20 protein-coding genes are annotated in these 20,786 nt (G+C 61.2%); 10 read left to right on the top strand and 10 right to left on the bottom strand.

What is annotated here, in order from left to right; all coding sequences use genetic code 11:
* Position 1: 1 nt before the first annotated feature.
* From HY921_11330 to HY921_11320, 3 genes are read right to left on the bottom strand one after another with little or no spacing between them, the layout of a single operon-like run.
* A complete protein-coding gene (locus HY921_11330) occupies positions 2 to 781 on the bottom strand; it encodes a DUF481 domain-containing protein (protein ID MBI5631463.1) in 780 nt (259 codons plus the stop codon).
* Positions 782 to 787: 6 nt separating this feature from the next.
* A complete protein-coding gene (locus HY921_11325; protein MBI5631462.1) occupies positions 788 to 1,669 on the bottom strand; it encodes a type 1 glutamine amidotransferase domain-containing protein in 882 nt (293 codons plus the stop codon).
* Between the two features lie 21 nt (positions 1,670 to 1,690).
* Positions 1,691 to 2,440, bottom strand: coding sequence for a hypothetical protein (locus HY921_11320; protein ID MBI5631461.1), 750 nt, complete (start codon positions 2,438 to 2,440; stop codon positions 1,691 to 1,693).
* Between the two features lie 68 nt (positions 2,441 to 2,508).
* Between HY921_11320 and HY921_11315 the strand changes: the two genes are divergently transcribed.
* The 3 genes from HY921_11315 to pssA all read left to right on the top strand — a co-directional run bounded on the left by HY921_11315 (position 2,509) and on the right by pssA (position 4,773).
* A complete protein-coding gene (locus tag HY921_11315) occupies positions 2,509 to 2,826 on the top strand; it encodes an LAGLIDADG family homing endonuclease (GenBank protein MBI5631460.1) in 318 nt (105 codons plus the stop codon).
* A gap of 529 nt (positions 2,827 to 3,355) precedes the next feature.
* Entirely contained in the window at positions 3,356 to 3,997 is a 642-nt protein-coding gene (locus tag HY921_11310) for a phosphatidylserine decarboxylase (GenBank protein ID MBI5631459.1), read from the top strand.
* Positions 3,985 to 4,773 (top strand): CDP-diacylglycerol--serine O-phosphatidyltransferase, encoded by a 789-nt coding sequence (gene pssA / locus HY921_11305; GenBank protein MBI5631458.1) that lies wholly within the window; start codon positions 3,985 to 3,987, stop codon positions 4,771 to 4,773. The genes HY921_11310 and pssA overlap by 13 nt, the downstream gene beginning before the upstream one ends.
* Here the strand turns inward: pssA and metG are convergent.
* From metG to HY921_11270, 7 genes are all read right to left on the bottom strand, one after another.
* Positions 4,733 to 6,277, bottom strand: a complete 1,545-nt coding sequence (gene metG, locus HY921_11300) for a methionine--tRNA ligase (protein ID MBI5631457.1) — start codon at positions 6,275 to 6,277, stop codon at positions 4,733 to 4,735. The two genes, pssA and metG, sit on opposite strands and share 41 nt — an antisense overlap.
* Complete coding sequence (locus HY921_11295) at positions 6,265 to 7,191, bottom strand: DNA polymerase III subunit (protein ID MBI5631456.1); 927 nt, start codon at positions 7,189 to 7,191, stop codon at positions 6,265 to 6,267. The genes metG and HY921_11295 overlap by 13 nt, the downstream gene beginning before the upstream one ends.
* On the bottom strand, positions 7,188 to 7,802 hold the full coding sequence (tmk, locus tag HY921_11290) for a dTMP kinase (protein MBI5631455.1): 615 nt from the start codon (positions 7,800 to 7,802) through the stop codon (positions 7,188 to 7,190). The genes HY921_11295 and tmk overlap by 4 nt, the downstream gene beginning before the upstream one ends.
* A gap of 20 nt (positions 7,803 to 7,822) precedes the next feature.
* A complete protein-coding gene (locus HY921_11285) occupies positions 7,823 to 9,169 on the bottom strand; it encodes a hypothetical protein (protein MBI5631454.1) in 1,347 nt (448 codons plus the stop codon).
* A 1-nt stretch (position 9,170) separates the two neighbouring features.
* A complete protein-coding gene (locus HY921_11280) occupies positions 9,171 to 9,668 on the bottom strand; it encodes a type II secretion system protein (GenBank protein MBI5631453.1) in 498 nt (165 codons plus the stop codon).
* Positions 9,665 to 12,220, bottom strand: coding sequence for a carboxypeptidase regulatory-like domain-containing protein (locus HY921_11275; protein MBI5631452.1), 2,556 nt, complete (start codon positions 12,218 to 12,220; stop codon positions 9,665 to 9,667). Before HY921_11275 ends, HY921_11280 begins: the two co-directional genes overlap by 4 nt.
* 166 nt (positions 12,221 to 12,386) lie before the next feature.
* Positions 12,387 to 14,915 (bottom strand): adenosylcobalamin-dependent ribonucleoside-diphosphate reductase, encoded by a 2,529-nt coding sequence (locus HY921_11270; GenBank protein MBI5631451.1) that lies wholly within the window; start codon positions 14,913 to 14,915, stop codon positions 12,387 to 12,389.
* Between the two features lie 330 nt (positions 14,916 to 15,245).
* Here HY921_11270 and rplU point away from each other — a divergent pair, with 330 nt between their 5' ends.
* The 7 genes from rplU to HY921_11235 are packed head-to-tail and all read left to right on the top strand — an operon-like array spanning position 15,246 to position 20,786.
* Positions 15,246 to 15,557: a 50S ribosomal protein L21 gene (gene rplU, locus HY921_11265; protein MBI5631450.1), complete on the top strand. Its 312-nt coding sequence runs from the start codon at positions 15,246 to 15,248 to the stop codon at positions 15,555 to 15,557.
* 2 nt (positions 15,558 to 15,559) lie between these two features.
* Positions 15,560 to 15,820 carry a 50S ribosomal protein L27 gene (gene rpmA / locus HY921_11260; protein MBI5631449.1) on the top strand — a complete coding sequence of 87 codons (261 nt, stop codon included), beginning with the start codon at positions 15,560 to 15,562 and terminating at the stop codon, positions 15,818 to 15,820.
* A gap of 18 nt (positions 15,821 to 15,838) precedes the next feature.
* Positions 15,839 to 17,164, top strand: a complete 1,326-nt coding sequence (obgE, locus tag HY921_11255; protein MBI5631448.1) for a GTPase ObgE — start codon at positions 15,839 to 15,841, stop codon at positions 17,162 to 17,164.
* Positions 17,161 to 18,045 carry a squalene synthase HpnC gene (gene hpnC, locus HY921_11250; protein ID MBI5631447.1) on the top strand — a complete coding sequence of 295 codons (885 nt, stop codon included), beginning with the start codon at positions 17,161 to 17,163 and terminating at the stop codon, positions 18,043 to 18,045. The genes obgE and hpnC overlap by 4 nt, the downstream gene beginning before the upstream one ends.
* Positions 18,042 to 18,896: a squalene/phytoene synthase family protein gene (locus HY921_11245; GenBank protein MBI5631446.1), complete on the top strand. Its 855-nt coding sequence runs from the start codon at positions 18,042 to 18,044 to the stop codon at positions 18,894 to 18,896. Before hpnC ends, HY921_11245 begins: the two co-directional genes overlap by 4 nt.
* Positions 18,886 to 20,226, top strand: coding sequence for an FAD-dependent oxidoreductase (locus HY921_11240; GenBank protein ID MBI5631445.1), 1,341 nt, complete (start codon positions 18,886 to 18,888; stop codon positions 20,224 to 20,226). The genes HY921_11245 and HY921_11240 overlap by 11 nt, the downstream gene beginning before the upstream one ends.
* Positions 20,220 to 20,786 carry a dCTP deaminase gene (locus tag HY921_11235; protein ID MBI5631444.1) on the top strand — a complete coding sequence of 189 codons (567 nt, stop codon included), beginning with the start codon at positions 20,220 to 20,222 and terminating at the stop codon, positions 20,784 to 20,786. Before HY921_11240 ends, HY921_11235 begins: the two co-directional genes overlap by 7 nt.

Here is a 20,786-nt window from a genome sequence, read left to right as displayed (position 1 = left end):
TTTATTCTCCAAAATGCAAGGTGACGGCGCTCAGCCACAGGGCGTCGTTGGGCTTGACGCCCGGCTGGGGCCGGCTGTCGTATTCGTCGATCCAGGCGAGCTTGAGCCCAAGGTTCCGCTTCCAAATAATCGTCTCGAGGCCGATCTCGGCGAAAAGGTGGTAATCGCCGATCGCATCCATCTTGGGGCGGTAAAAGAAGTCCGCTCGGAGCTCGGCGGCCTGCGAGAGGGGCAGGCGCAGGACGTCGCGCAGGGACAGCCGGGCGGCGCTCTCCGCCAGGCCTCCCTTGAAATTCTCGTACTCATGGGTGATGGCCAGGCTCAAGCCGTGTTTTACTTCTCCCCATTGGGCGTCGTACCAAGGGCCGACTCCGGTGGTGCTCCGGTAGTCCAGGCGGATGAATTCATTGTAGGCATTTGTGTTGAAAGCGAAAATTTTCCAGGGCCGCTGGATTTCGCGGTCGTAGCGCGCCGTGAGGCTTCCCTGGTTTAGAATTTTCCGGGACCCGAAGGTGTTGTAAATCATCGAGCCGTTGAGATAGGCGCTGGAGTCCGACCAGGCCTTGAACGCCGAGAACCCGCCGCTGATGTAGTCTACGTCGGTGTTGCCGCGGTTGAAGTTGCCGCCGAAGGCCAGGTCCAAGCCCCAGTCCTTGCGGTCCTGCATCACGGCTTCCGGGGTCGAGGTCCGGGTGTCCGTGGCCCTCAGCGAGGGGAATTGCGCCCAAGCGGTTTGATGGATGAGGGCCGTCAGCGCGCACAACAGCAGAGCTGATTTCATGGAGGCTTATTTATGGCGATAGTTTTCCAGGGATTGAACCAGAGCGTTTGCGAAGGCCTCTTCAGACATCGGGTTCTGGCCGGTGATAAGTTCCCGGTCAACCACCACGTTGGAGGTCCATTTCGGGGCTCTCTTGACAGAGGCGCCCGCCGTCTCCAAGGCCTGGTCGGGATAAAATTTCACGTAGCCCCCGAGGGCGTTGTCCTGGCCGGGCTCTTCTTGCTGTTCCTCGGCGGTCGTGAAGACCGCGAGGGAGTAGCCCTTGTAAATCCAGCCTTCCTTGCCCTCAGCCTCATCCAGAGTAGAGAGCAGCGCTATCGGGCCGTGGCAAATCAAGGCGGTTGGTTTGCGGTTGAGATGGAAATAGCGCAGGATTTGGCCCAGCTCCCTGTCTTTCCATAGATCTTCCATGGGAGCGTGGCCTCCGGGAACCAGGACCGCGGCGTATATATCCAGGCCCTCGGAGATGACTTGGGAGAAGCTCTTGGCGTTTTTTGTTCCGACCAAACCCTCGCCGCAGATCCCTAGCTTTTCGCAGAGCCGTCTTAAATTGCGGTACTCTTCTCCGGCCCTGCCTCGGACTTCAGGGCTCGCTCCGGGAGCGTCGCCCAGCCAAAAAGGCGTGTCGCTGATCTTGTCCATGACAGGCTTGCTTCCATGGGGATTGGCGAATACCGGCTCGTAGCCGGCGTCCAGCAATTTCTTCAAAGGAACCATGAGCTCGGGCAGGAAGAATCCCGTCGGGTGAACCAACTCATTCTTCAGCGTGATTTTGTCCTCGCTGGACAAGACGACCAGCACCTTGCCGGCGGTTCTGCTTTCGGCTGTCGCCGGAATCGCCGCCATTAAAGCCAGCAACGCGACGGCCTTTCTATGGAATTTGGGCATTTTTATCCTCGATGGAATTGGTCAGCGCTTAACGAATTCGCACCTTAACTCAACGACGGAAACGGTCCCATTTGGAACGAGTTGCCATCCGTTCTCATCGCCCCAGTTCAGGAGTTGGCTTTCAGGCGATTTCCCGCTGTCTAAAATGGCTTGAGCCACTTCCGTGTTGTAGGCTTCGGCTGAAATGACCGGAAGGCTTTTGTTTGTCCCGAATTCCCGGCGCCTTCCAATCCCGACGACCTTCCCGCTCGAGAGCCTGCGCAGGACGACACGGGTTTCAGCCTCGTACTCATCGGGGTTTCCCTCGCAACCGCGCCCGGAACATGGTTCGGCTAAATAAACGGAGAAAGACGCCATATAGCGGGCGCTTTTGAAATCGCCGGTTGCTATCCAAGAGGCCCTTTCGCTCCGCAGGGCATCCATCTTTATTTCGAGGACAGGATAAAACGTGCCCTCGGGCCCAAGCCTCTGATTCTCGGTGACCTCCGGCTCGCAGCGGACCGTGACCGCGTCTTTGTTTTTGTCGCCGAGCGCCAATCGCGTCGGGCCGGCAGAGCTTGTTGGGAATGCGCCAAGCCGCGAAAGCCCGGAAGCGGCCTTCACGGCTTCGAGACCGTCTTTGGAGCAAACGGGCACGGCGCTGAAGCTTAGAGCCAGGAGCAACGGTAGAAATGTCATGGGGGATAGCTTCTCTTGAATACTTTGAGCGCAATTATATTTCTTAACTTCAGGGCCTTCCTTGGGCTTTAAGGCCCACAAGAGATTGGACATAGGGCCTAACCACGTATAGGCCCTATGGAACTTTTTAGCGGGTTTGCTCGTATAATTTGTAGGGGCATATGATTGATTATCGGTCAATTTCTCCTGAAAAGTTATGGTATCTGATCGGTCTTATCGCGACCGATGGGAATCTCAGTTCCGATGGCCGACATATTGACATTACTTCCAAGGGTCGGGGATTCCTCGCGAATATCAGGCGAGAGCTCAAAATTTCCAATAAAATATCCATCAAACGCAATGGTAAGGGCATGGTTTGCTATCATATACAAACTGGTGGGGTTGAATTTTATAGCTACTTGCTTTCAATTGGTTTAATGAAATGTTCAATGGTCGTTAAGGATTTATTCGGCCTCCCGCGAATTTCTTTTTTGGCTTAGCAAGGAAACCGAAAGGCATATGCTTGCTAGAGGTCGAATTCATAAAAATAGGAGACTTTTCATACTTAAATATGGCAAGCTGGCTGCACAGCAAATCTTGAGGCAATGCTATTATGACGCTTGCCTCAGTCTGGAAAGAAAACAGAAATTGGCACGGCTCTGCGTTGACGCCTTGAATGGATGGGCTGTCAGCAACACTATTGGGCAGGTGGCGGAATTGGCAGACGCAACGGACTCAATTAGGGTCTCCTTGGGGGCAACCTCAGGGTAATAAATCCCTCAAACTCGGGGAAGGCTAAATCTTCCTAAGACTAGGAAGCCATGCTAATCCCGAGCCAAGCCCGCTTCGAGCGAAGCGGGAAGGTGTAGAGACTAGACGGGGGATCCGCCTCTGGCGGAAAGGGATAGTCCACGCCCCATGGAAATATGGGGGTATCGTGTAAAATCCGTCGGCCGCAAGGCCATGTGGGTTCGAGTCCCGCCCTGCCCAATCGAGTCCTTAGCCCGTGTTTTGTTATTTGGAGCCAAGATGAGCATAGCCAGGCAGGGATGGGGCTTTATTGCGTGCGGGATGGTGGCGGTTTTGGCGGGGGTGCTTCTCGCCGGTGCCGGAGGCTGGCGCGCGCCGGGGCTGCTTCTGGCCGGGCTGGGGCTGGTCTTCTCTTCCTTTTGCGCCTATTTCTTCCGCGACCCGGATCGCGACTGCCCGGCTGACCCATCCAAGATTTATTCCCCCGGCGACGGCGTGGTCCTGAGCGTGACCCAGGAGGGGCCCGGAGACGTGACCACGGTGCGGGTGTTCCTCTCTATTTTCGACGTGCACGTCCAGCGCGCGCCTTGCTCCGGCGTCGTGGAGAAGGTCCACAGCCAACCGGGGAGCTTCGCGGCCGCGATGCGGGACGAGGCCAAGGTCAATGAGCGCTGCGTCATGACCTTGAGGCCGGATGGCCGCCAGGAGCCGCTGGTTGCCGAGCAGATCGCGGGCCTTGTCGCGCGGCGCATCGAGTGCTGGCCAAAACCCGGCGAACGCCTGGGTGCTGGGGCCCGCTACGGGATCATCTATTTCGGCTCCCAGGTGGCCGTGCATCTGCCGGCCTCGGCGCGGGCCTCGGTCAAGCCCGGGGAGCGGGTCTGGGCGGGGCTTACCCCGATCGGCGAATGGACAAGATAACCTTGAAGCGGGGCGGCCAGGTCCTGGCTCCCTCCCTTTTCACCGTGGGGAACATGGCCTGCGGCTTTTACTCCCTGCTTGCCTCCCAAAGGGGGGAATTCGTCCCCGCGGCCACGGCCATCATCCTTGGCATATTCTTCGACTCGCTGGACGGGCGCGTGGCGCGGCTGGTTCATGGCGAGTCGCAGTTCGGCATCGAATTCGACTCCCTTTCTGATTTCCTGACCTTCGGCATCGCGCCGGCCCACATGATGTACGCCTTCATTCTCAAGGACTACGGCGCCTGGGGCTACCCCATGGCGTTCTTCTTCGCCCTCTGCGGCGGCTTGAGGCTGGCCCGCTTTAACGCCGTGGCCCATGACAGCGGCGGCAGCAAATCCCATTTTACCGGCCTGCCCATTCCCGGGGGCGCCGGGTTCCTGGCCGCCTTCGTCCTCCTTTACCAGATCGTCGAGGAGGGACGCCCCACCCAGACCTGGAAGTTCCTCATGGACCAGATTCCGTTCCTTTACGGCTTGGGCCCGGCCATGGTCGTGCTGATAGGGCTCTTGATGATCTCGACCATTCCTTACCCGGCCTTCAAGCAGCCCAATCTCTTCCAGTTCCGCTCGGTTGTGGGCGTGGTGGGCTTCGTTCTGGGGGCGTGGCTTATATTCATCTACCCGCAGAACACTTTGTTCCTGCTGGCCTTGGTTTATGTCCTTCTGGGGCCGGTGGGCTGGCTGGTCGGGCTTCTCAGGTCCCTTGTTTCCGGGGGAAAAGAACCGGGCCCTTAGTGATTTTTCCGGAGCTGAAGGTCTCTCCGGCCAGGATCTTATCGGCTGTGAACGGGCTCGGGAACTGCCGCACCCCGAGCTGAGCCTGGATCTTGGCCGCGGTCTGGGGCATGAAGGGCTCGATCCACCCCGCCACGATGCGCAAGGACCATACCAAGTCGAAGAGGATCACCTTGACCTTCTCTGGGTCGGTCTTGTAGACCTTCCAGGGAGCCTGCTCGTTGATCCTTTGGTTGAGCTCCCCGATCACGCTCCAGATGAGGCTCAAGGCCTGGCTGAAGTCGAGTTCGTTCATGCGGGCCTCGATCTCCTTTGTTTTTTGGGCCACGGAGCGGGGGAAAAAATCCTTCTCGGGGTTGGGGCGCTTGGGCAAAGTCCCGCCCAGGAACTTGTCCACCATCTCCACGACCCGGGACACCAGGTTCCCAAGGTCATTGGCAAGATCGGCGTTGTAGCGCTTGCGCAGGGCCTCCCGGGAAAAATCCCCGTCGTGGCCGAAGGGTATCTCGCGCAGGAGGAAATAGCGGAAAGCGTCCACCCCGAACTCTCTGGTGAGTTCGTAGGGGTCGACGAAGTTCCCCTTGGATTTGGACATTTTCTCGCCGTCCACCGTCCACCAGCCATGGGCGAAGACTTGGGACGGTAGGGGAAGCCCCAAGGCCATGAGCATGGCCGGCCAGATCACGGCGTGGAAACGGTAAATCTCCTTGCCCACGATGTGGACGTCGGCGGGCCAAAGCTCCTGGAATGTCGCCCCTTCCCCGCAGGCCGAGGCGTAGTTGAGAAGCGCGTCGAACCAGACGTAGACCGTCTGCCCGGGATCACCCGGCACCGGGATGCCCCATTTGACCTTGGCCCGCGAAACCGAAATGTCCTGGAGGCCCGAACGCACGAAACTCAGTATCTCGTTGCCTCGGTGGGCGGGACGCAGGAACTCGGGATGCTCGGCGTAATGTTTCAGGAGCCTTTCCTGGTACCGGGACAAGCGGAAGAAGTAGCTGTCCTCCTCCACCAGCTGGAGGGCGCGACCGCAGTCCTGATTGGGGCAGAAAAGCCCCTCCTTGCCCTTGGGTGGCTGCGCGGCCTGCTCCTTGGTCCAATACGTCTCGCAGGCGATGCAGTAATAGCCGCGGTAATGCCCGGCGTAGATGTCGCCGGACTTCAACAGGGTCGCGAATACCTCCTGGACCCTTTTCTCGTGCCTCGGCTCCGTGGTGCGGATGAAATCGTCATAATGCACGTCGAGGTGGCGCCAGAGCTCCCGGAATTTCTCGGAAATCCGGTCCGCGTAGGCTTGGGGGGTCGTGCCCGAATCCTTGGCCGCCTGCTCGATCTTGGCTCCGTGCTCGTCGGTCCCAGTCAGGAGATGGCAAGGTTGGCCCCTGCTCCTGAGGAATCGGCTCAAGGCGTCCGCCGCGACCGTGGTATAGGCGTGGCCGATGTGGGGTGCTGCGTTGATGTAGTAGATGGGAGTGGTGATGTAAAACTTTTTCATGAGAGGCATCCTTGGGCTTCCAGGCAGGCCAGGGCCAGGACCGCTTTCGGGTCGGCGTTGGAGCGCAGGGCCGAGCGCAGGGTCTGGATCCGGCGCAGGGCGTTCTCCACCTTGGAGAAAGGGGCTCGGCCGCTCAATATCTTCAGGCGAAGATTTTGGCCGAGGGCGAACAGGGCGAGTTCGGCCGAGGTCCGGGCCTGGTAAAGCTCCTTGGGCAGGCTCTCGGCCGCCGCGAAAGCCGCCAGAGGGTCCTCCAGCGTCGGGAGCTGGGCTTGGCAAAGCTCTATCGCGCGGCTGGCCGAGCCTTCGGATGACCGGGCCGAGCTCTTGGCCCGGTCGGAGTCTAACCCTCTCTCCATTAGGATTTTCTCTATGACGGATTCCTTCAGCGGCGCCAAGCGCACGCAGAAGCAACGAGAGAGGACGGTCTTGGGAAGCCTTTCTTTTTGGGAAGTGGTCAATATCCAAAGGGTTTTGCGCGGCGGCTCCTCCAGTATTTTCAGAAGGGCGTTGGCCGCCTCGATCTCGAGGGAGTGGGCCTCCTCCATTATGGCCGTTTTCCAGCCGCCGCTCATGGATTCCATTTCCATATCCCGGCGCAGGTGCCGGACCGTCTCTACGCGGAGAGTCCTTTGCTTGCCGGCCTCCTCCTGACGCAGGCTCGCTTGATAGGCGGCGTTGACCGACTTGATGTCGGGATGGACTCCCTTGTCCGCCATGAGGCAGTCGGGGCACGCGCCGCAGGGCTCCATGCCCTTGGGCTCGGCGCAGACCAGGGCCTTGGCCAGCTCCCGGGCCATGAGGGCCTTGCCCACGCCATCGAGACCGGCCAGGAGGAGGGCCGAAGGGAGCCTTCGGTTCTTGAGGAAGCCCTCGAGGAGGCGAGCCGCGCGCTCCTGCCCCTTTATCGCGGAAAAAATCACGGCAGGAACCTCGCGATCCGGCGCAGGATGTCCTGGTGGACGCTTTCGAGGATCCGCCTGCCGTTTAAAAGGACCACTCCCGGCTCGCGCCGCGCCAGGGCCCGGTAGCCTTGGCGGACCTTCTTTCTGAAAAGCGAGGATTCCCGTTCCAGGCGGTCGTGCCTCCTGTCCTTGTCGCGCTTGGCGAACTGGGCTTCGGGGATGTCGAGGACGATGGTCAGATCCGGCTTGAGCCCCCCCGTAGCCGTCCGGTTCAAGCCCCGCACCAGGCCCATGGGAAGGCCCCGAGCGAAGCCCTGGTAAGCTAAGGTTGCCAAGGTGTAACGCTCGCAAAGCACGAGCTCGCCGCGCTCCAAGGCCGGACGGAGCTTCTCCTCGGTGTGCTGGGCCCGGGCCGCCTCGTATAAAAGGAGCTCGGCCAGGGGCGCTACCTTATGCTTGGGGTCGAGGAGCACGCGGCGCACGGCCTCGGCGAAGGAGGTTCCCCCCGGCTCTCGGGTATGGACGAAGGGGATGCCCGCCCGGCGTAGATGCCTGGCCAGCATCGTCGCTTGGGTTGATTTCCCGCTTTTGTCGGGCCCTTCCAGGACGATGAAAGCGCCTCTCTTCATGACCGAAGATTCTAGCGCTTTTAGAGGGCCGACGGCCAGCTGTAGAGCACATCCTGCCAGGATTGCCGCGTCAAGAGGACGTTGGTGGTCTTCATGTTCCTGCCCGTTTCCTCGTCATAGTACAAGGTGACGCTGGAATTGGCGGACATGGTGCTCGACCCTAGGATGTACATGACCCCGTTGACGTCCGTGTTCCCGTTCCCGGTGCCGACCGAGAGGTTTTCCTGGACGTAGAGCAGTCCCTTGACCGCCAGCTTGTTGCTCGAGGAGGTGAGGCTCGCGGCCGAGGTGTAGCTTGAGTTGAGCCCCGGGAACGCCGAAGGGGCGGAGCCGTCGAAGGTCTGGTAGTGGGCCCAGTTCTTGCAGTACTGCTTCCATGCGGTTTGCGGTACCGCCATGCTGTGGTTGCCATTGCCCCAGACGCCGTTGCCTGTTGAAAAAGTGCCCATGACGATGAGGTTGCCGATGATGTCTATGCCGGGGGAGCCCACGGTGAGATTGCCGTCTATGTAAAGGGTCTTGCCTCCCGTGTCCGTGACTCCCGAGAAGCTCGTATTGCCCGAATAGTAGCAGCTTCCTGATGGGCTTCCGCCGGCGGGGCAGCCGGTCTGGGCCGTGGCCGAGGATTTGTAGAAATCCAGGTCAATGGTGGGGGCGGGCGGGATGTTGGTGGAATAGGTGTGCCATTGGCAGCAGCTTGGGCCGTCGCAATTGGGGGGATTGGGGTTGGTGTCGAAAACGTCGATAGACCCCGCGGACCAGAATTGGGGGTAAGTCGTGGTGTTGGCCCCCGTGAGCGTGATGCTTTGCGGGCTCACCGCGGCTCCCCACTCCACCGTGACCTTATTATCCACCTTGAGCCCGGCTCCGGAGTAAACGGCAAAGCCCCCCAGGGGGGAGTTGCTGTAGACGGCCTTGATGGCCCGCACCTCCCGGCCGCGGGTATCCCGGCCGATGCTGATGATGGTGCATTGCTGGACGGCGGGGCCGCTTGTGATCGAGATGGCGTAGGAGCCGCCGCCCAAGTCCGTGAAGGCCTTGTCGAATTTGTAGTTGCTGATCAAGGTCCCGTTCTGGAGATTGGCCCAGGTGACCGTGGATTGGGTGACCGCCAGGTACCCTTTCTCGATCCCGGCCTCGGCCATGTGGAAGGCCGAGGTGTTGGCGGACTGCTTGGCCGTCCACAGGGCCTCTCTCTGGGTATAGAAGACCATCAAGGGCACCATGATCGAGGTGACGAGGAGAATGATCACCACGATGGCCAGCGCCTGTCCCTGGGACCCAACGCAATTCCTGACGGGTCCCAGGACTGGCCGCTCCGCGGCCTGCCCCTTCGCGATCTGCCTGGAGAGAGGTTTCTTTTTCATGTCAATTCATCACCCGGACCTTTTCGATGGTTAGCTCCAGGACCTTGGTGCGGCTGAGCTGGATGGCCTTGCTCATGGTCAATGAGACGCTGATGATGGTGGGGTCGTCGGTTCTCGGGAAACTGAAGGCGATGTAGGTTAGATTCTTGCTGATCACCGACGAATTGGAGTCTATCACCTGTATCAGCTGGTTGCCGCTCTGCCGGAACTCCATGTAGCGCCCGTCCACGTGCTTAAAGCGAATGCGCGAGTACGGTCCCTGGCTTGAGTCGGCGTCGATCACGATCGTGCCGTTGACGGCCTGGCGCAGATACCGGTTGATGGTATCGAGACTGGCTCGGGCGTCGCGCTGGATCTCGCTGCGGGCCGTGCTCATGAGGTAGAAATCCTCGAGCTTGGTCATCAAGGTCGGGCCGGTGCTGGCCACGATTCCCACGATGCCCACGACCATCATGAGCTCGGTCAAGGTATAGCCGCGACTGGCTCTCATCATTCTCATGGCACGGAGATGTTCTGGGTCTTGTCGGCGCTGGGGCTGACGAAAATAGTGGAGTAGGTCTTGGTGGTGATGGTAACGGTAGTTCCGTTGGTGGCCACCACGGGGACGTACACGCTCAGAAAATACGTGGAGTTGCCGCGCACCGGCAGCTCGAAGGTCCCATCGGCCAGGCTCGAGACCGCGTAAACCGGGGCTTGGGCCGGGGCCGAGGAGGCGACGATGGGCGGCGGAGAGCTCGCCAGGGCCGCAGTCGAGGCCAGGACGAGCGAGCCCGAGGTGAGAATCGAGCCGTTCACCGTCACCGAGCCGATGATATTTCCGAAGGCCCCGGAGACGGTGAACGTCCCTATGAACACCGTGGCCGTGGAGCTCACCGTGGCCGTGATGGTGTTGGGGCTGGAGTCCTGGCCCGCCTCCAGGACCGGCTGGACCGTGTAGGTGGCCGTGGAAAGGTTGCGGATGGTGAAGTATCCCGAGGTGTTGGACGTCCCGGAGCCGTACTGGCTGCCCGAGATGTTGGCCGTGACCACGAAATTGGGGAGCGGCGAAGTTCCTGAGGTGAGGTAGCCCTGCAAAGCCCCGCCCTTGGTGAGGATGAAGTCCTGGTCCGTGATTTGCCCGGTGTTGACCGTCGGCATGGCGATCACCTGGACGTAGGCCGGGTCGGTATTGTTGGGATTGGCGATGACGATGACGGTGCCGCTTGCTACCGAGGCGAAATAGGTTCCGTTGGCGCCAGTGGTCTTGGTCACCCCGCCGGCCAGGACCTGGATGCCGCTGAGCTTATTGTTGTTGACGTCGGTGACAAGCCCCCTCACGAAACCATTCAAGCTCGAAGTGTCCATCATGACGGCGTAGACGTTGCTCACCCGCCAGGGGTTGACGGTGGCGGCGTTCGGGATGCTCGTGGTGCTGTTCTGGACGACGGTCACGGTGGCGACGTCGGCGTAGAAGCTGCCGCTGGCGATGACCACGTTCCAGGTCCCGGTGGTGACTCCCACGAAGCTGAAGGGGGCGTAGAGGATGCTCAAGGTGCCGCTCGAAACGTAGGCGGCCGTGGCGATGGCCGAGCCCGAGTAGGGGTCGCTGGCCGCGATCGAGGCCCCGACCGCGGGAATGCCGGAGATGACGGTTTGCGAGGAGTTCGACATGGTGTAGGGCCGATAGCTGATGCCGGAGAATCCTGCGTAGGGGTATAGGAAGTCGGTGAGGTTGTTGTTGGAGTCGTAGGCCTTGCCGTAGTCGTCGCTCACCAGAAGAGGGCTCGAGATGCGCACCAGTTGATTTGCGGTGGCCAGGCCCCCCTGGCCCGCCAGGCTGATGGCTGTCCCCTCGGTGCAGTCGGAGGGAGGGGAGGAGCCCCCGTTGTTGGTCCAGCCCACCGAGTCGATGCGGCTTGCCGAATCGCTGCAGTCGAGCGTCAGGTAAAGGCAGCCGCTCTGCGCGCTCCTGATGCGGTCGTCGTAGAGACTGCTGTCCCAATATGCGTCGGCCGCGACCTGGACTCCCGCGACGTAGAAGGAGGTCGCGTTGGCGATGAGGTAATACTTTCCCGAGGCGACATACGTCGAGACAAAGGTCATCGGCTCATCGGTCCCGCAAAAGTTACTGCCCCCGTCGGCCGCGTGCCGTTTGTAGCCGACGTAGAGGTTGTAGCTGGCGCCCGAGCCGATGTTGATGGAGTGGGTCGTGGGGTTGAAGAGCTCCACGTACTCGACCCCCTGAGTCGAGCCGTCGCCGACCACGGTGTTGGTTCCGGCCACTATCTGGCTTATCACCACGTTGGAGCTGATCCAGGCGTTGCCGGCCACGGTTCCGGTGCCGATGGCCGTGAGGGTGAGGCTGGCCGAGGCCGGGGTCCCCCGCGCGGCGTAAACCTGGGGCGAGACCGCGTCGTAGTACCCCGCCGATGAGGCCCTCACCGTGTAGGAGCCGTGGTAGACTTGGAAGGAATAGCCTCCCGAGGCATCGGACACGGCGTTGTAGTCGGGATTTTGCTCGGCGCGGACCACGGCTCCGGCGAGGGCTCCGCCTCCCGTTTTGCTGATGGTTCCCGAGATGCTGGTGTCCAAGGGGCTGACATTGGGATTCTCTAGGAGGTTGGTGAGGTAAACTTTCTTGTTGACGGCCCCTTCCCTCCATTTGACGTGCACCGTGATCTGCTTCATCCCCGTGTCCGGGTAGGTGTAGGTGACCGTCGAGATGATGTCGCTGTCTATTTGGGCCAGGGCTACGTAGGTGTAGCGGGTGAAGGTGATCCCACCGATCGAGATCGTCTCTGGAGGGTAGTTCGAATTGTCGTAGGTGAGGCCCGGGCTGAAGTCAGTGTCCACGCTCGAGGACGTGGAGATGAGAAGCTTGTAATAGCTGAGGTTCTTCAGGGTCTCCACCTTCTCCTGGGCGAGGTTGCTCGCCAAGGTCGTGGTCCGGGAAAGGTGGATGGACTTGCTGATGTACTTGAAGGCGCCCATGAAGCCGATCACTCCGACGGTCAAAATACTGATGGCCACCAGAATTTCGACCAAAGTCATGCCGCGCTTGCAGTGGCTCATGGCGGTTGTTGGAGAGCGATTCTCGGCCTCTCGGCAAGTATAGGTCGTTTAAGAGGTAAAATCAAGGAAATGACATTGTGACCCAAATCACATCGGAAAGTAGAAAAAGAGCCGCCGCCTTTTTGGGGCGGCGGCTCTTTTTATGAATTCCCTATCGAAAGCGGCCTTACGAGCACTCCGAATAGCCGCAGTCGTGGCAGGTGGGGCCTGAGCAGCCCGACTCGTGGGCCACGTTGGAGGAATAGCACTTGGGGCAGAACTCCGCCAGAGGCAGGGCCGCCATCTCCGAGCTGTCCTTCTGCTGGGCCGCGTCCTCGGATTCGGTGAGCCAGCCGGTCTTCTTCAAGTGCTGGCGCAGAGCAATCGAGATCGCGTGGGCGATGGAGTTGACCCGGCTGTCCCCGAAGCCGATGGTCTTGTCTCCCTTGACCGAGTTCAGGTGCTTGAGGATCCTCAAGGGGTCGCCTCCCTCCGCCAGGTACTTGGAGAGGAGGATGCCGACCAGAGAGGTCAAGGCCGCGATCTCGGTCCCCAGCGGCGGGATGTTCGTGAAGACCTGGTAAGGCCCGCGCTCATCGTAGTTGATGTGGATGTGGAGGGGGCCGTAGCCGGTCTTGATGAAGTAGTACTCGGAGGAGACCCCGAAAGTCTGCGAGAGGTCCCGCCGCCGGCTCTTGGTCGGGGTGGATGCGAGGTTCAAGACCTGCTGGGTCTTGGAGCCGTCGCGGTAAATGGTGATCCCCTTGCAGCCGAGCTTGTAGGCCATGAGGTAGGCGCTTCGCACGTCCTCGGCCGTGGCCGAGTTGGGCAGGTTGATGGTCTTGGAGACTCCGTTGTCGGTGTGCTCTTGGAAAGCTGCCTGGATCTTGACGTGGAAGTCCACGGACACGTCGTGGGCCGTGGCGAAGAGCTTTTGGATGGGAGCGGGGATCTCGGGGATGCCCCGCACGGCCTTGTGATTCTCGTTTATGCGGTTCCAAAGCTCACCCTCTGCCAGCCCAAAGAAGTTGTTGCGCTCGGCCACTTCCTTAAAGAGAGGGTTGACCTCGAAGAACACGTCCTGGGGCGCCGGGGTCTCGCCCTTCTTGATGGCGTCCAAGGCCTTGGCGTTGTAGCGAGTGTAGGCGATGGCGAAGAACGGCTCGATGCCGCTTCCCTGGAGCCCGGCAGCGATGGCGATCGTGCCGGTGGGCGCGATGGTCGTGCGCGCGCAGTGGCGCGGGGCGCGGTTTTCGTTGCGGTAGTGGATGCTCTCTGGGTCGTAGATCGAGTTCTTCCAATTGGGGAAAGTCCCGCGGTCCTTGGCCAGGGCCTCCGAGGCGGCCATGGCCGTGTCGTTGATGAAGCGCATGAGCTTGGTCGCGAAGTCGAGGGACGCCGGAGAGTCGAAGGCGATCCCCATCTTGACCAGGGCCTCTGCGTAGCCCATGACCCCGAGCCCGATGCGGCGGTTGCCCTTGGCCAACTGCTCGATCTCCGGCAGGGGGTAGTTGTTGACCTCTATCACGTCATCGAGGAAGCGCACGGCCGTGTGCACCGTGGCGGCCAGGCGCTTGAAATTGAACTTTCCCCTCATGAGCTCGCCTTCCACGAAGTTCGCGAGGTTGATGGAGCCCAGGTTGCAGGGCTCCCAAGGAAGCAGCGGCTGCTCGCCGCAGGGATTGGTGCTCTCGATTTGCCCGATAGCGGGTGTGGGGTTGGAGCCAGAGTTGTTGATGCGGTCGATCACGATGAAGCCGGGGTCTCCGGTCTTCCAGGCGTAGTCCACCATGAGGTCGAAAATCTCCTTGGCGCGCGCCTTGCCCATCGGCTCCTTGCTGTGGGGGTTGACGAGGTCGTACTCGGCGTCGGCGGCCACGGCCTTCATGAATTTTTCATCCACCGCGACCGATACATTGAAATTCTCCATGACTCCCGGCTGGGACTTCATGGTGATGAACTCCTTGATCTCTGGATGGGTATAGTGGAGGATGCCCATGTTAGCCCCGCGCCTGGTTCCGCCCTGCTTGACCACGTCGGTCAGCTTGTCGAAGATCTGCATGAAGGAGACGGCGCCGGAGGCCACGCCCTGGGTTTTCTTGACGATGTCGCCTTTCGGGCGCAGACGGCTGAAGGCGAAACCCGTCCCTCCCCCGGATTTCTGGATCAGGGACTGGGCCGAGAGGGCCTTGGTGATCGCCTCCATGGAGTCCGGCACGGGCAGGACGTAGCAGGCGGAAAGCTGCTGCAGCTCCCGGCCCGCGTTCATTAAGGTGGGGGAGTTGGGCAGGAAGTCCCAATTGGAGAGCATCTCGAAGAACTTGGCGCCGGCGGCATCGGCGAGTTTGCGGGCCTCCGGCACTTTGGAATAGACCGTCTCGAGGTTCTTGACCAGGCGCAGGAAATTGGCCTCGCGCTGCCCGGATTCGGAGCTGCCCTCGTGGAAAAGGATCATGCGCGACGGGGCTGCCGCGGCTTGGCCGGCGGCAACGTGGACTTTGTGGTCGACGCCCTCGAAAACGCCCCACTTCTCGGCGTCTGAGTGGAATAGGATTTCCGCCAGGGCGATGTTGTGGGCCACTCCGTCCAGCCAGGTCTCGATGCTCGGCGCGTCGCGAAGGTATTTATCCTTGATGACCTTGGCCTGGTTCTCGGTCACGCTGATTTTGGGCAGCTTCCGGTGGATGGTGGCCGTGTCGGTTGATTTTGATTTCACTGTGACTCTCCCGCCTGCGTTCAATTATGGAAGGACTCGCTCCTTCGCAGCTAGTAGTGTAACAGCCTTCGATTCTTTTGTCAAATTTCCCGTCGAAAAATCCGTGGGGCTGAATTAAAGACAGTAAGAGCTTAAATATGACACAAAATATATAATAAATAATAACTAATAACATTAAATGGTTGAGAAATTGTTTTTGAGAGGCAACGACAATTACCCTTAAGTCCTACATCAATATGGGACTTAGGACCTACATCACCAGGGAGCCTTTTTGGAGGGCTCCCCGGTCATTGATTTGCATTTTTCACCTCAATTTGCTATCTTAGGCTCATGTACGCTATCATCGAAACAGGCGGAAGGCAGTACTGGGTGACTCCCGGCAAGACCATCCAGGTGGAAAAGATCGAGGCCGAGGCGGGCAAGGAGCTCGCCTTTGACGCGTTATGGGCGGTGGCCGACCCGGAGCAGGGCAAGGATCCCGCGATTTCCCAGAAGGCGCGAGTCACCGCGGAGGTCGTGCGCCAAAAGCGCGGCCCGAAGATACTGGTATTTAAGAGGCGGCCCAAGAAGGCGTACCGTAAGCTGCAGGGTCATCGCCAGAGCCTGACCGATATCCTTATTAAGTCCATTTCCCTCAACTAGCCATGGCACACACAAAAGCTCAAGGTTCTTCCAGCAACGGCCGAGACAGCCACGGGCAGCGACTCGGAGTCAAGCGCTACGGGGGGCAGAAGGTCCTCGCCGGCATGGTGATCGTGCGCCAGCGTGGCACGAAATTCCTGCCGGGCCTCAACGTCGGACGCGCCAAGGACGACACGCTTTTCGCCAAGGCCTCCGGCGTCGTGACCTTCGAGTGGGCACGCAAGGATAAGAAGCGCATCAGCATTTATCCCGCGGCCGCTTAGCCGAACCCGCCCCCTTGCTTGAACTTCATCGATAAAGTCCGCGTTTTCATCAAGGCGGGCGATGGGGGCAACGGCTGTCTTTCCTTCCATAGGGAGAAGTTCATCCAGTTCGGCGGCCCGGACGGGGCCGACGGCGGGAAAGGCGGGGATGTTTATTTGGAGGCCACTACCCGCCTGACCACTCTCCTCGACTTGGCCCACCGCCCGCACATCGAGGGCCGCTCGGGTTCCCACGGCAAGGGCGGGGGCAAAACCGGCGAGTCCGGCGTCGACGTCGTGATCCAGGTCCCGGTCGGCACGATCGTCTATAAGACGGTCCTGTTGGCGGACCTTTCCCGGCCCGGCCAGCGCTTTCTCGCCGCGCGAGGCGGAAGGGGCGGGCGGGGCAACCTCTCCTTCAAAACCCGCTTCAATACGGCACCCCGCCTCTACGAGAAGGGGGAGCCGGGCGAGCGCGCGACCTTGGACCTCGAGCTCAAGCTCCTGGCCGACGTGGGGCTGACGGGTTTCCCGAACGCCGGAAAATCGAGCCTCCTTTCCCGCATCTCAAGGGCCCGCCCCAAGATCGCCGATTACCCCTTTACGACCCTCGCCCCCCAACTAGGGGTGGCCTCCCACAAGGCCGTCCATTTCGTGGTCGCCGATATCCCCGGCTTGATCGAGGGCGCCCACTCTGGCAAGGGGCTGGGCGTGGATTTCCTGCGCCACGTCGAGCGCACTCGAGTGCTGGTCCATTTGATCGATCCCCAGGGCTACGACGCGCGCGACGCCCTCGAGGGAATCGAGGCCATCGAGGCGGAGCTCAAGGCTTTCAGTTCCAGGCTTTCCCGGAAGCCGAAGATATTGGTCGTAAATAAAATGGATCTTCCCGAGGCTCAGGCCGTCCTCAAGAGAGTCCGCTCCCGCTATCGGGGCCGGGTCTTGGGCATTTCCGCGGCCACCGGCCAAGGGGTGGACGTTTTGCTCGACCGCTTGATCCTCGAGCTCTCGCGCCATCCCCGTGGCGAATCCCTCGAGCCGAGGCTTGAAGCCTCCCGTTCCTTGAGTGTGGAGGCCGGCTTCCGGGTCAGGCCCTTGGGCGGGGGAGTCTACCAGCTTTCCGGGGCCTACGTGGAGCGAACCGCGGCCATGCTCGACGCGAGCCTTCCCGAGGCCGTGGCGCGCTTTCAAGGTACGCTCAAGCGCATCGGCGTGGACAAGGCCCTGCGAAAGGCCGGCATCCAAGAAGGCGACAGCGTGCGCTGCGGGGGCTTCGAGTTCGAATGGTCGGACGCCCCGGCTCGGGCGCTTCCCCGCATCCGCAGCCGCAGGACCCGCATCGGAGTCGGCAAGCGGGCGCGATGAACACCAAGAGGACATGCGAGGCCCGGTTGAAGGCTCCCAGCGTCGCCGCGGCCTATGCCTTCTGCCAGAACCTTGCCGCCTCGCATTATGAGAATTTTCCCGTGGCCTCGCGTCTCTTGCCCAAGGCCTTGCGGCGGCCCACCGCGGCCCTCTACTCCTTCGCTCGGATCGCCGACGATTTCGCCGACGAGCCAGAATACGAGGGCGAGCGCCAAGAACGCCTCTCGGACTGGCGCCGCCGCCTGCACGAGGCCTGGCTCGGCGGCAGCACCGACCATCCGGTCTTCATCGCCTTGGGCCACTGCGCCAGGACCCTCGATCTTCCCGTGGAGCCGTTTGACGACCTCTTGAGCGCGTTTCTCCAGGACGTCGAGAAGAAGCGCTACGCCACCTTCGCCGAGCTCCTGGATTATTGCCGCCGCTCGGCCAACCCCGTGGGCCGGATCGTGCTCATGATCAACGGATACCGCCGCGATGACTTCTTCAAGGCCTCCGACTCCATCTGCACCGCTCTCCAGCTCGCCAATTTCTGGCAGGATCTCTCCGTGGACCTGCGCAAGGACAGGATTTACATCCCCGAGGAGGATTTCAAGGCCTTCGGGTATTCGGAGGCCGACCTGCGCATGGGTGTGGTCAACGAGCGCTTCCGCGGCCTCATGAAGTTCCAGATTGGGCGCACCAGGGCTCTTTTCGAGGAAGGCCGCGGCCTTTCGAGGGAGCTCGGCTGGCCCCTGTCCTGGGAGATACGCCTGACTTGGCTCGGCGGCCGGGAGATATTGCGCAAGATCCAGCGCGCCGGCTTTGATACCATCACGTCCCGTCCGGCGCTTTCCAAATGGGACTGGATCCCCCTGGTCGCGCGGGCTCTCCTCAAGACATGAGCCCGGCTATGGCCCCGCCTGCCGAGAAAGGCTCCAATTTCGCCGTAGGCTTCTGGGTTCTGCCCAAGGCCAAGAGAGAGGCCTTGAGGGCGGTGTACCGCTATTGCCGCCTCATCGACGACGTCGTGGACTCTGGCAGCCTTCGCAGTGACGAGGCCCTCCGCCTGCTCGGTTTTTGGCGAGAGGAGATCGAGCGCCTCTACGCCGGGACGCCTACTCATTCGGTTTCCTTGGAGCTCGCGGCGCACGTGGAGCGCTTTAGACTTCCCAAGGAGCCCTTCCTCGAAATGATCCGGGGCTGCGAGATGGACGTGGAGCCCGCGCCCTATGGGACTTTCGAGGAGCTAAAGTCCTACATGCGGGGAGTGGCCTGCTCGGTGGGCGCGCTTGCCGTGGAAATTTTTGGCTACCGTCATTCCTCGCGGGAGGACATGAGCCGGTTCGCGCTTGATTTCGGCTACGCTTTCCAGCTCACCAACATCATTCGGGACGTCGGGTCCGACTTGGAACTGGGCCGCGTCTACATTCCCGAGGAAGACATGCGGGAGGTCGGCTACAGCCGGGAGCGCCTGCTCGGACGGGCCCATGACGCCGCGTTCGAGCGCCTGATGGCTCTCGAATGCCGCAGGGCCAGGGACTTCTACCGGAGCGCGCGCGGCCGGGTGGATTTTCGGGACCGGCCCGGGCTTTTGGCCGCTGAAATGATGGCCCATGTCTACGAGGGAGTTTTGGAGGAGATCGAAAGAGGCGGATTCAGGGTGCTTTTCCAGAAGGCATCCCTGCCGCCGTGGCGCAAGCTCGGGCTGGCTTTCAAGGCCTGGCTGTACTGCCGCGGCTTGTATGGCGTTTGATGCCCTGATCCTGGGCGGGGGTTTCGCGGGGCTTTCCTGCGCCGCGGCCCTGGCGCAGGCCGGAAAAAAAGTCCTGGTGGTCGAGAAGAAAGGCCACCTGGGCGGGCGCGCCTATTCCTTCATCGATCCCAAGACCGGGCACCCCGTGGACAACGGGCAGCATTTGTTCATGGGCTGCTACCGCCACACCCGCAAGTTCTTGAGGACGATCGGCTCCGAGGCCCTCTTGCGCTTTCCGAACGAAGTCCGCGTGGATTTCGTCGATGTCGAGGCCGAAAGAGACGTCCTGCGCTGCCCCGCGTTCCTGGCAAGCCCCTGGCATTTGGCCTGGGGAGTCCTGGGCCTGCGCGGGCTCTCCCTGCGGGACAAGGCCGGACTTTGGCGCCTCGGGCGCGGCATGGCGAGACTGCGCGGCGCCGTTCCCGCGGAGGTCGAGAGACGCACGGTTCGCGAATGGATGTCGGGCCTGGGGCTTTCCGCGCGCCTTCAGGAGCGCGTTTTCGACCCCATCGCCCTGGGGGCCTTGAACGAGGATCCGGAGCGCGCCTCCGCCCTGGGGTTTGTCCAGGTGCTCCGGGAGATTTTCTTTCGCGGCGTCGAGGGAACCAAGCTCGGCCTTTCGAGCGTCGGCTTGAGCGAGCTTTACACGGGGGCTTCCCGCTCCTACCTCGAGGCCCGCGGGGGGGAGGTTCTTCTCTCGCGCAGGATATCCGGTCTTATCGAGGAAGGGGGCCGCGCGGCCGGCGCCGTCTCCGAGTCCGGAGAGAAATTCTCGGCCCGCGCCGTGGTCTCGACCTTGCCTTCCTGGGATCTCAAGGCATTGGAGCTTCCCGCGGTTTTGCGCGGGCCCTGGCAGGGGCTCAAGCCCGCCCCCATCATCGGCATTTCGCTCTGGCTCGACCGCCCGGTGCTGGCGGAGCCGTTTTTGGGCATGATAGGGACCGAGGTCCAGTGGGTGTTCAATAAGACGAAAATTCTCGGGCTGGGGGACCAGGCGGGGCAGTATCTTTCCTTGGTCTTGAGCGGCGCCCACCGCCACCTGCCCTGGGAGCCCAAGGCCCTGCTCGCCTTGGTCCGGAGGGACCTGGGCCACTGTTTTCACGGTTTTGAAAAAGCTAGAATACAATCCTGGAAAGTGATCAAGGAGCCTTTCGCCACCCTTTCGCCCACGCCAGGCTCGGAACAGGCCAGGCCTGACGCGCTCTCGCCGCTGCCCGGTTTTTATTTCGCCGGGGATTGGACGCGCACCAATCTCCCCGCCACCATCGAGAGCGCGGTGGCCAGCGGGCACAGGGCCGCCGAGAAAATACTGGAGGAGCCGCCATGCTGAAATCGGACCGTTGGATACGCCAAATGTGCCAGGAGCGCAAGATGATAGATCCCTTCGTGGATCGGCAGGATGGGGAGGGCAAGATCTCCTACGGCTTGTCGTCGTACGGCTACGACATCCGCCTGGCCGACGAATACAAGATCTTCACGAACGTCTATGGCGCGGTCGTGGATCCCAAGGCCTTCGATCCCAAGGCCTTCGTGGACTACAAAGGCCCCTTCTGCGTGGTGCCGCCCAACTCCTTCGCTTTGGCCCGTTCTGTCGAGCATTTTAATGTTCCGCGCAATGTCTTGGCCATTTGCCTGGGCAAAAGCACCTTCGCCCGCTGCGGCATCATCGTGAACGTGACGCCCCTGGAGCCCACTTGGACGGGGTATCTCACCATCGAAATCTCCAACACCACGCCGCTGCCCGCCAAGGTCTACTCCGGGGAGGGCATCGCCCAGATCCTGTTTCTGGAAAGCGACGAGGTCTGCCAGGTGAGCTACGCGGACCGCAAGGGCAAATACCAGAGCCAGGTCGGCGTGGTCGGGCCGCGCATCCTTCAGAACGGCAAATAG

The sequence above is a fragment of the Elusimicrobiota bacterium genome, assembly GCA_016218575.1.
In the GTDB taxonomy this organism is placed as follows: domain Bacteria; phylum Elusimicrobiota; class Elusimicrobia; order UBA1565; family UBA9628; genus JACRDN01.
This window is presented reverse-complemented; position numbering and strand designations above follow the sequence as displayed.

What these genes read in the sequence shown, in the direction of transcription:
- HY921_11330 (MBI5631463.1), bottom strand. Translation starts at nt 781, where the DNA reads ATGAAATCAGCTCTGCTGTTGTGCGCGCTGACGGCCCTCATCCATCAA.
- HY921_11325 (MBI5631462.1), bottom strand. Translation starts at nt 1,669, where the DNA reads ATGCCCAAATTCCATAGAAAGGCCGTCGCGTTGCTGGCTTTAATGGCG.
- HY921_11320 (MBI5631461.1), bottom strand. Translation starts at nt 2,440, where the DNA reads ATGTCCAATCTCTTGTGGGCCTTAAAGCCCAAGGAAGGCCCTGAAGTT.
- HY921_11315 (MBI5631460.1), top strand. Translation starts at nt 2,509, where the DNA reads ATGATTGATTATCGGTCAATTTCTCCTGAAAAGTTATGGTATCTGATC.
- HY921_11310 (MBI5631459.1), top strand. Translation starts at nt 3,356, where the DNA reads ATGAGCATAGCCAGGCAGGGATGGGGCTTTATTGCGTGCGGGATGGTG.
- pssA (MBI5631458.1), top strand. Translation starts at nt 3,985, where the DNA reads ATGGACAAGATAACCTTGAAGCGGGGCGGCCAGGTCCTGGCTCCCTCC.
- metG (MBI5631457.1), bottom strand. Translation starts at nt 6,277, where the DNA reads ATGCCTCTCATGAAAAAGTTTTACATCACCACTCCCATCTACTACATC.
- tmk (MBI5631455.1), bottom strand. Translation starts at nt 7,802, where the DNA reads ATGAAGAGAGGCGCTTTCATCGTCCTGGAAGGGCCCGACAAAAGCGGG.
- HY921_11285 (MBI5631454.1), bottom strand. Translation starts at nt 9,169, where the DNA reads ATGAAAAAGAAACCTCTCTCCAGGCAGATCGCGAAGGGGCAGGCCGCG.
- HY921_11280 (MBI5631453.1), bottom strand. Translation starts at nt 9,668, where the DNA reads ATGAGAATGATGAGAGCCAGTCGCGGCTATACCTTGACCGAGCTCATG.
- HY921_11275 (MBI5631452.1), bottom strand. Translation starts at nt 12,220, where the DNA reads ATGAGCCACTGCAAGCGCGGCATGACTTTGGTCGAAATTCTGGTGGCC.
- rplU (MBI5631450.1), top strand. Translation starts at nt 15,246, where the DNA reads ATGTACGCTATCATCGAAACAGGCGGAAGGCAGTACTGGGTGACTCCC.
- rpmA (MBI5631449.1), top strand. Translation starts at nt 15,560, where the DNA reads ATGGCACACACAAAAGCTCAAGGTTCTTCCAGCAACGGCCGAGACAGC.
- hpnC (MBI5631447.1), top strand. Translation starts at nt 17,161, where the DNA reads ATGAACACCAAGAGGACATGCGAGGCCCGGTTGAAGGCTCCCAGCGTC.
- HY921_11245 (MBI5631446.1), top strand. Translation starts at nt 18,042, where the DNA reads ATGAGCCCGGCTATGGCCCCGCCTGCCGAGAAAGGCTCCAATTTCGCC.
- HY921_11240 (MBI5631445.1), top strand. Translation starts at nt 18,886, where the DNA reads ATGGCGTTTGATGCCCTGATCCTGGGCGGGGGTTTCGCGGGGCTTTCC.
- HY921_11235 (MBI5631444.1), top strand. Translation starts at nt 20,220, where the DNA reads ATGCTGAAATCGGACCGTTGGATACGCCAAATGTGCCAGGAGCGCAAG.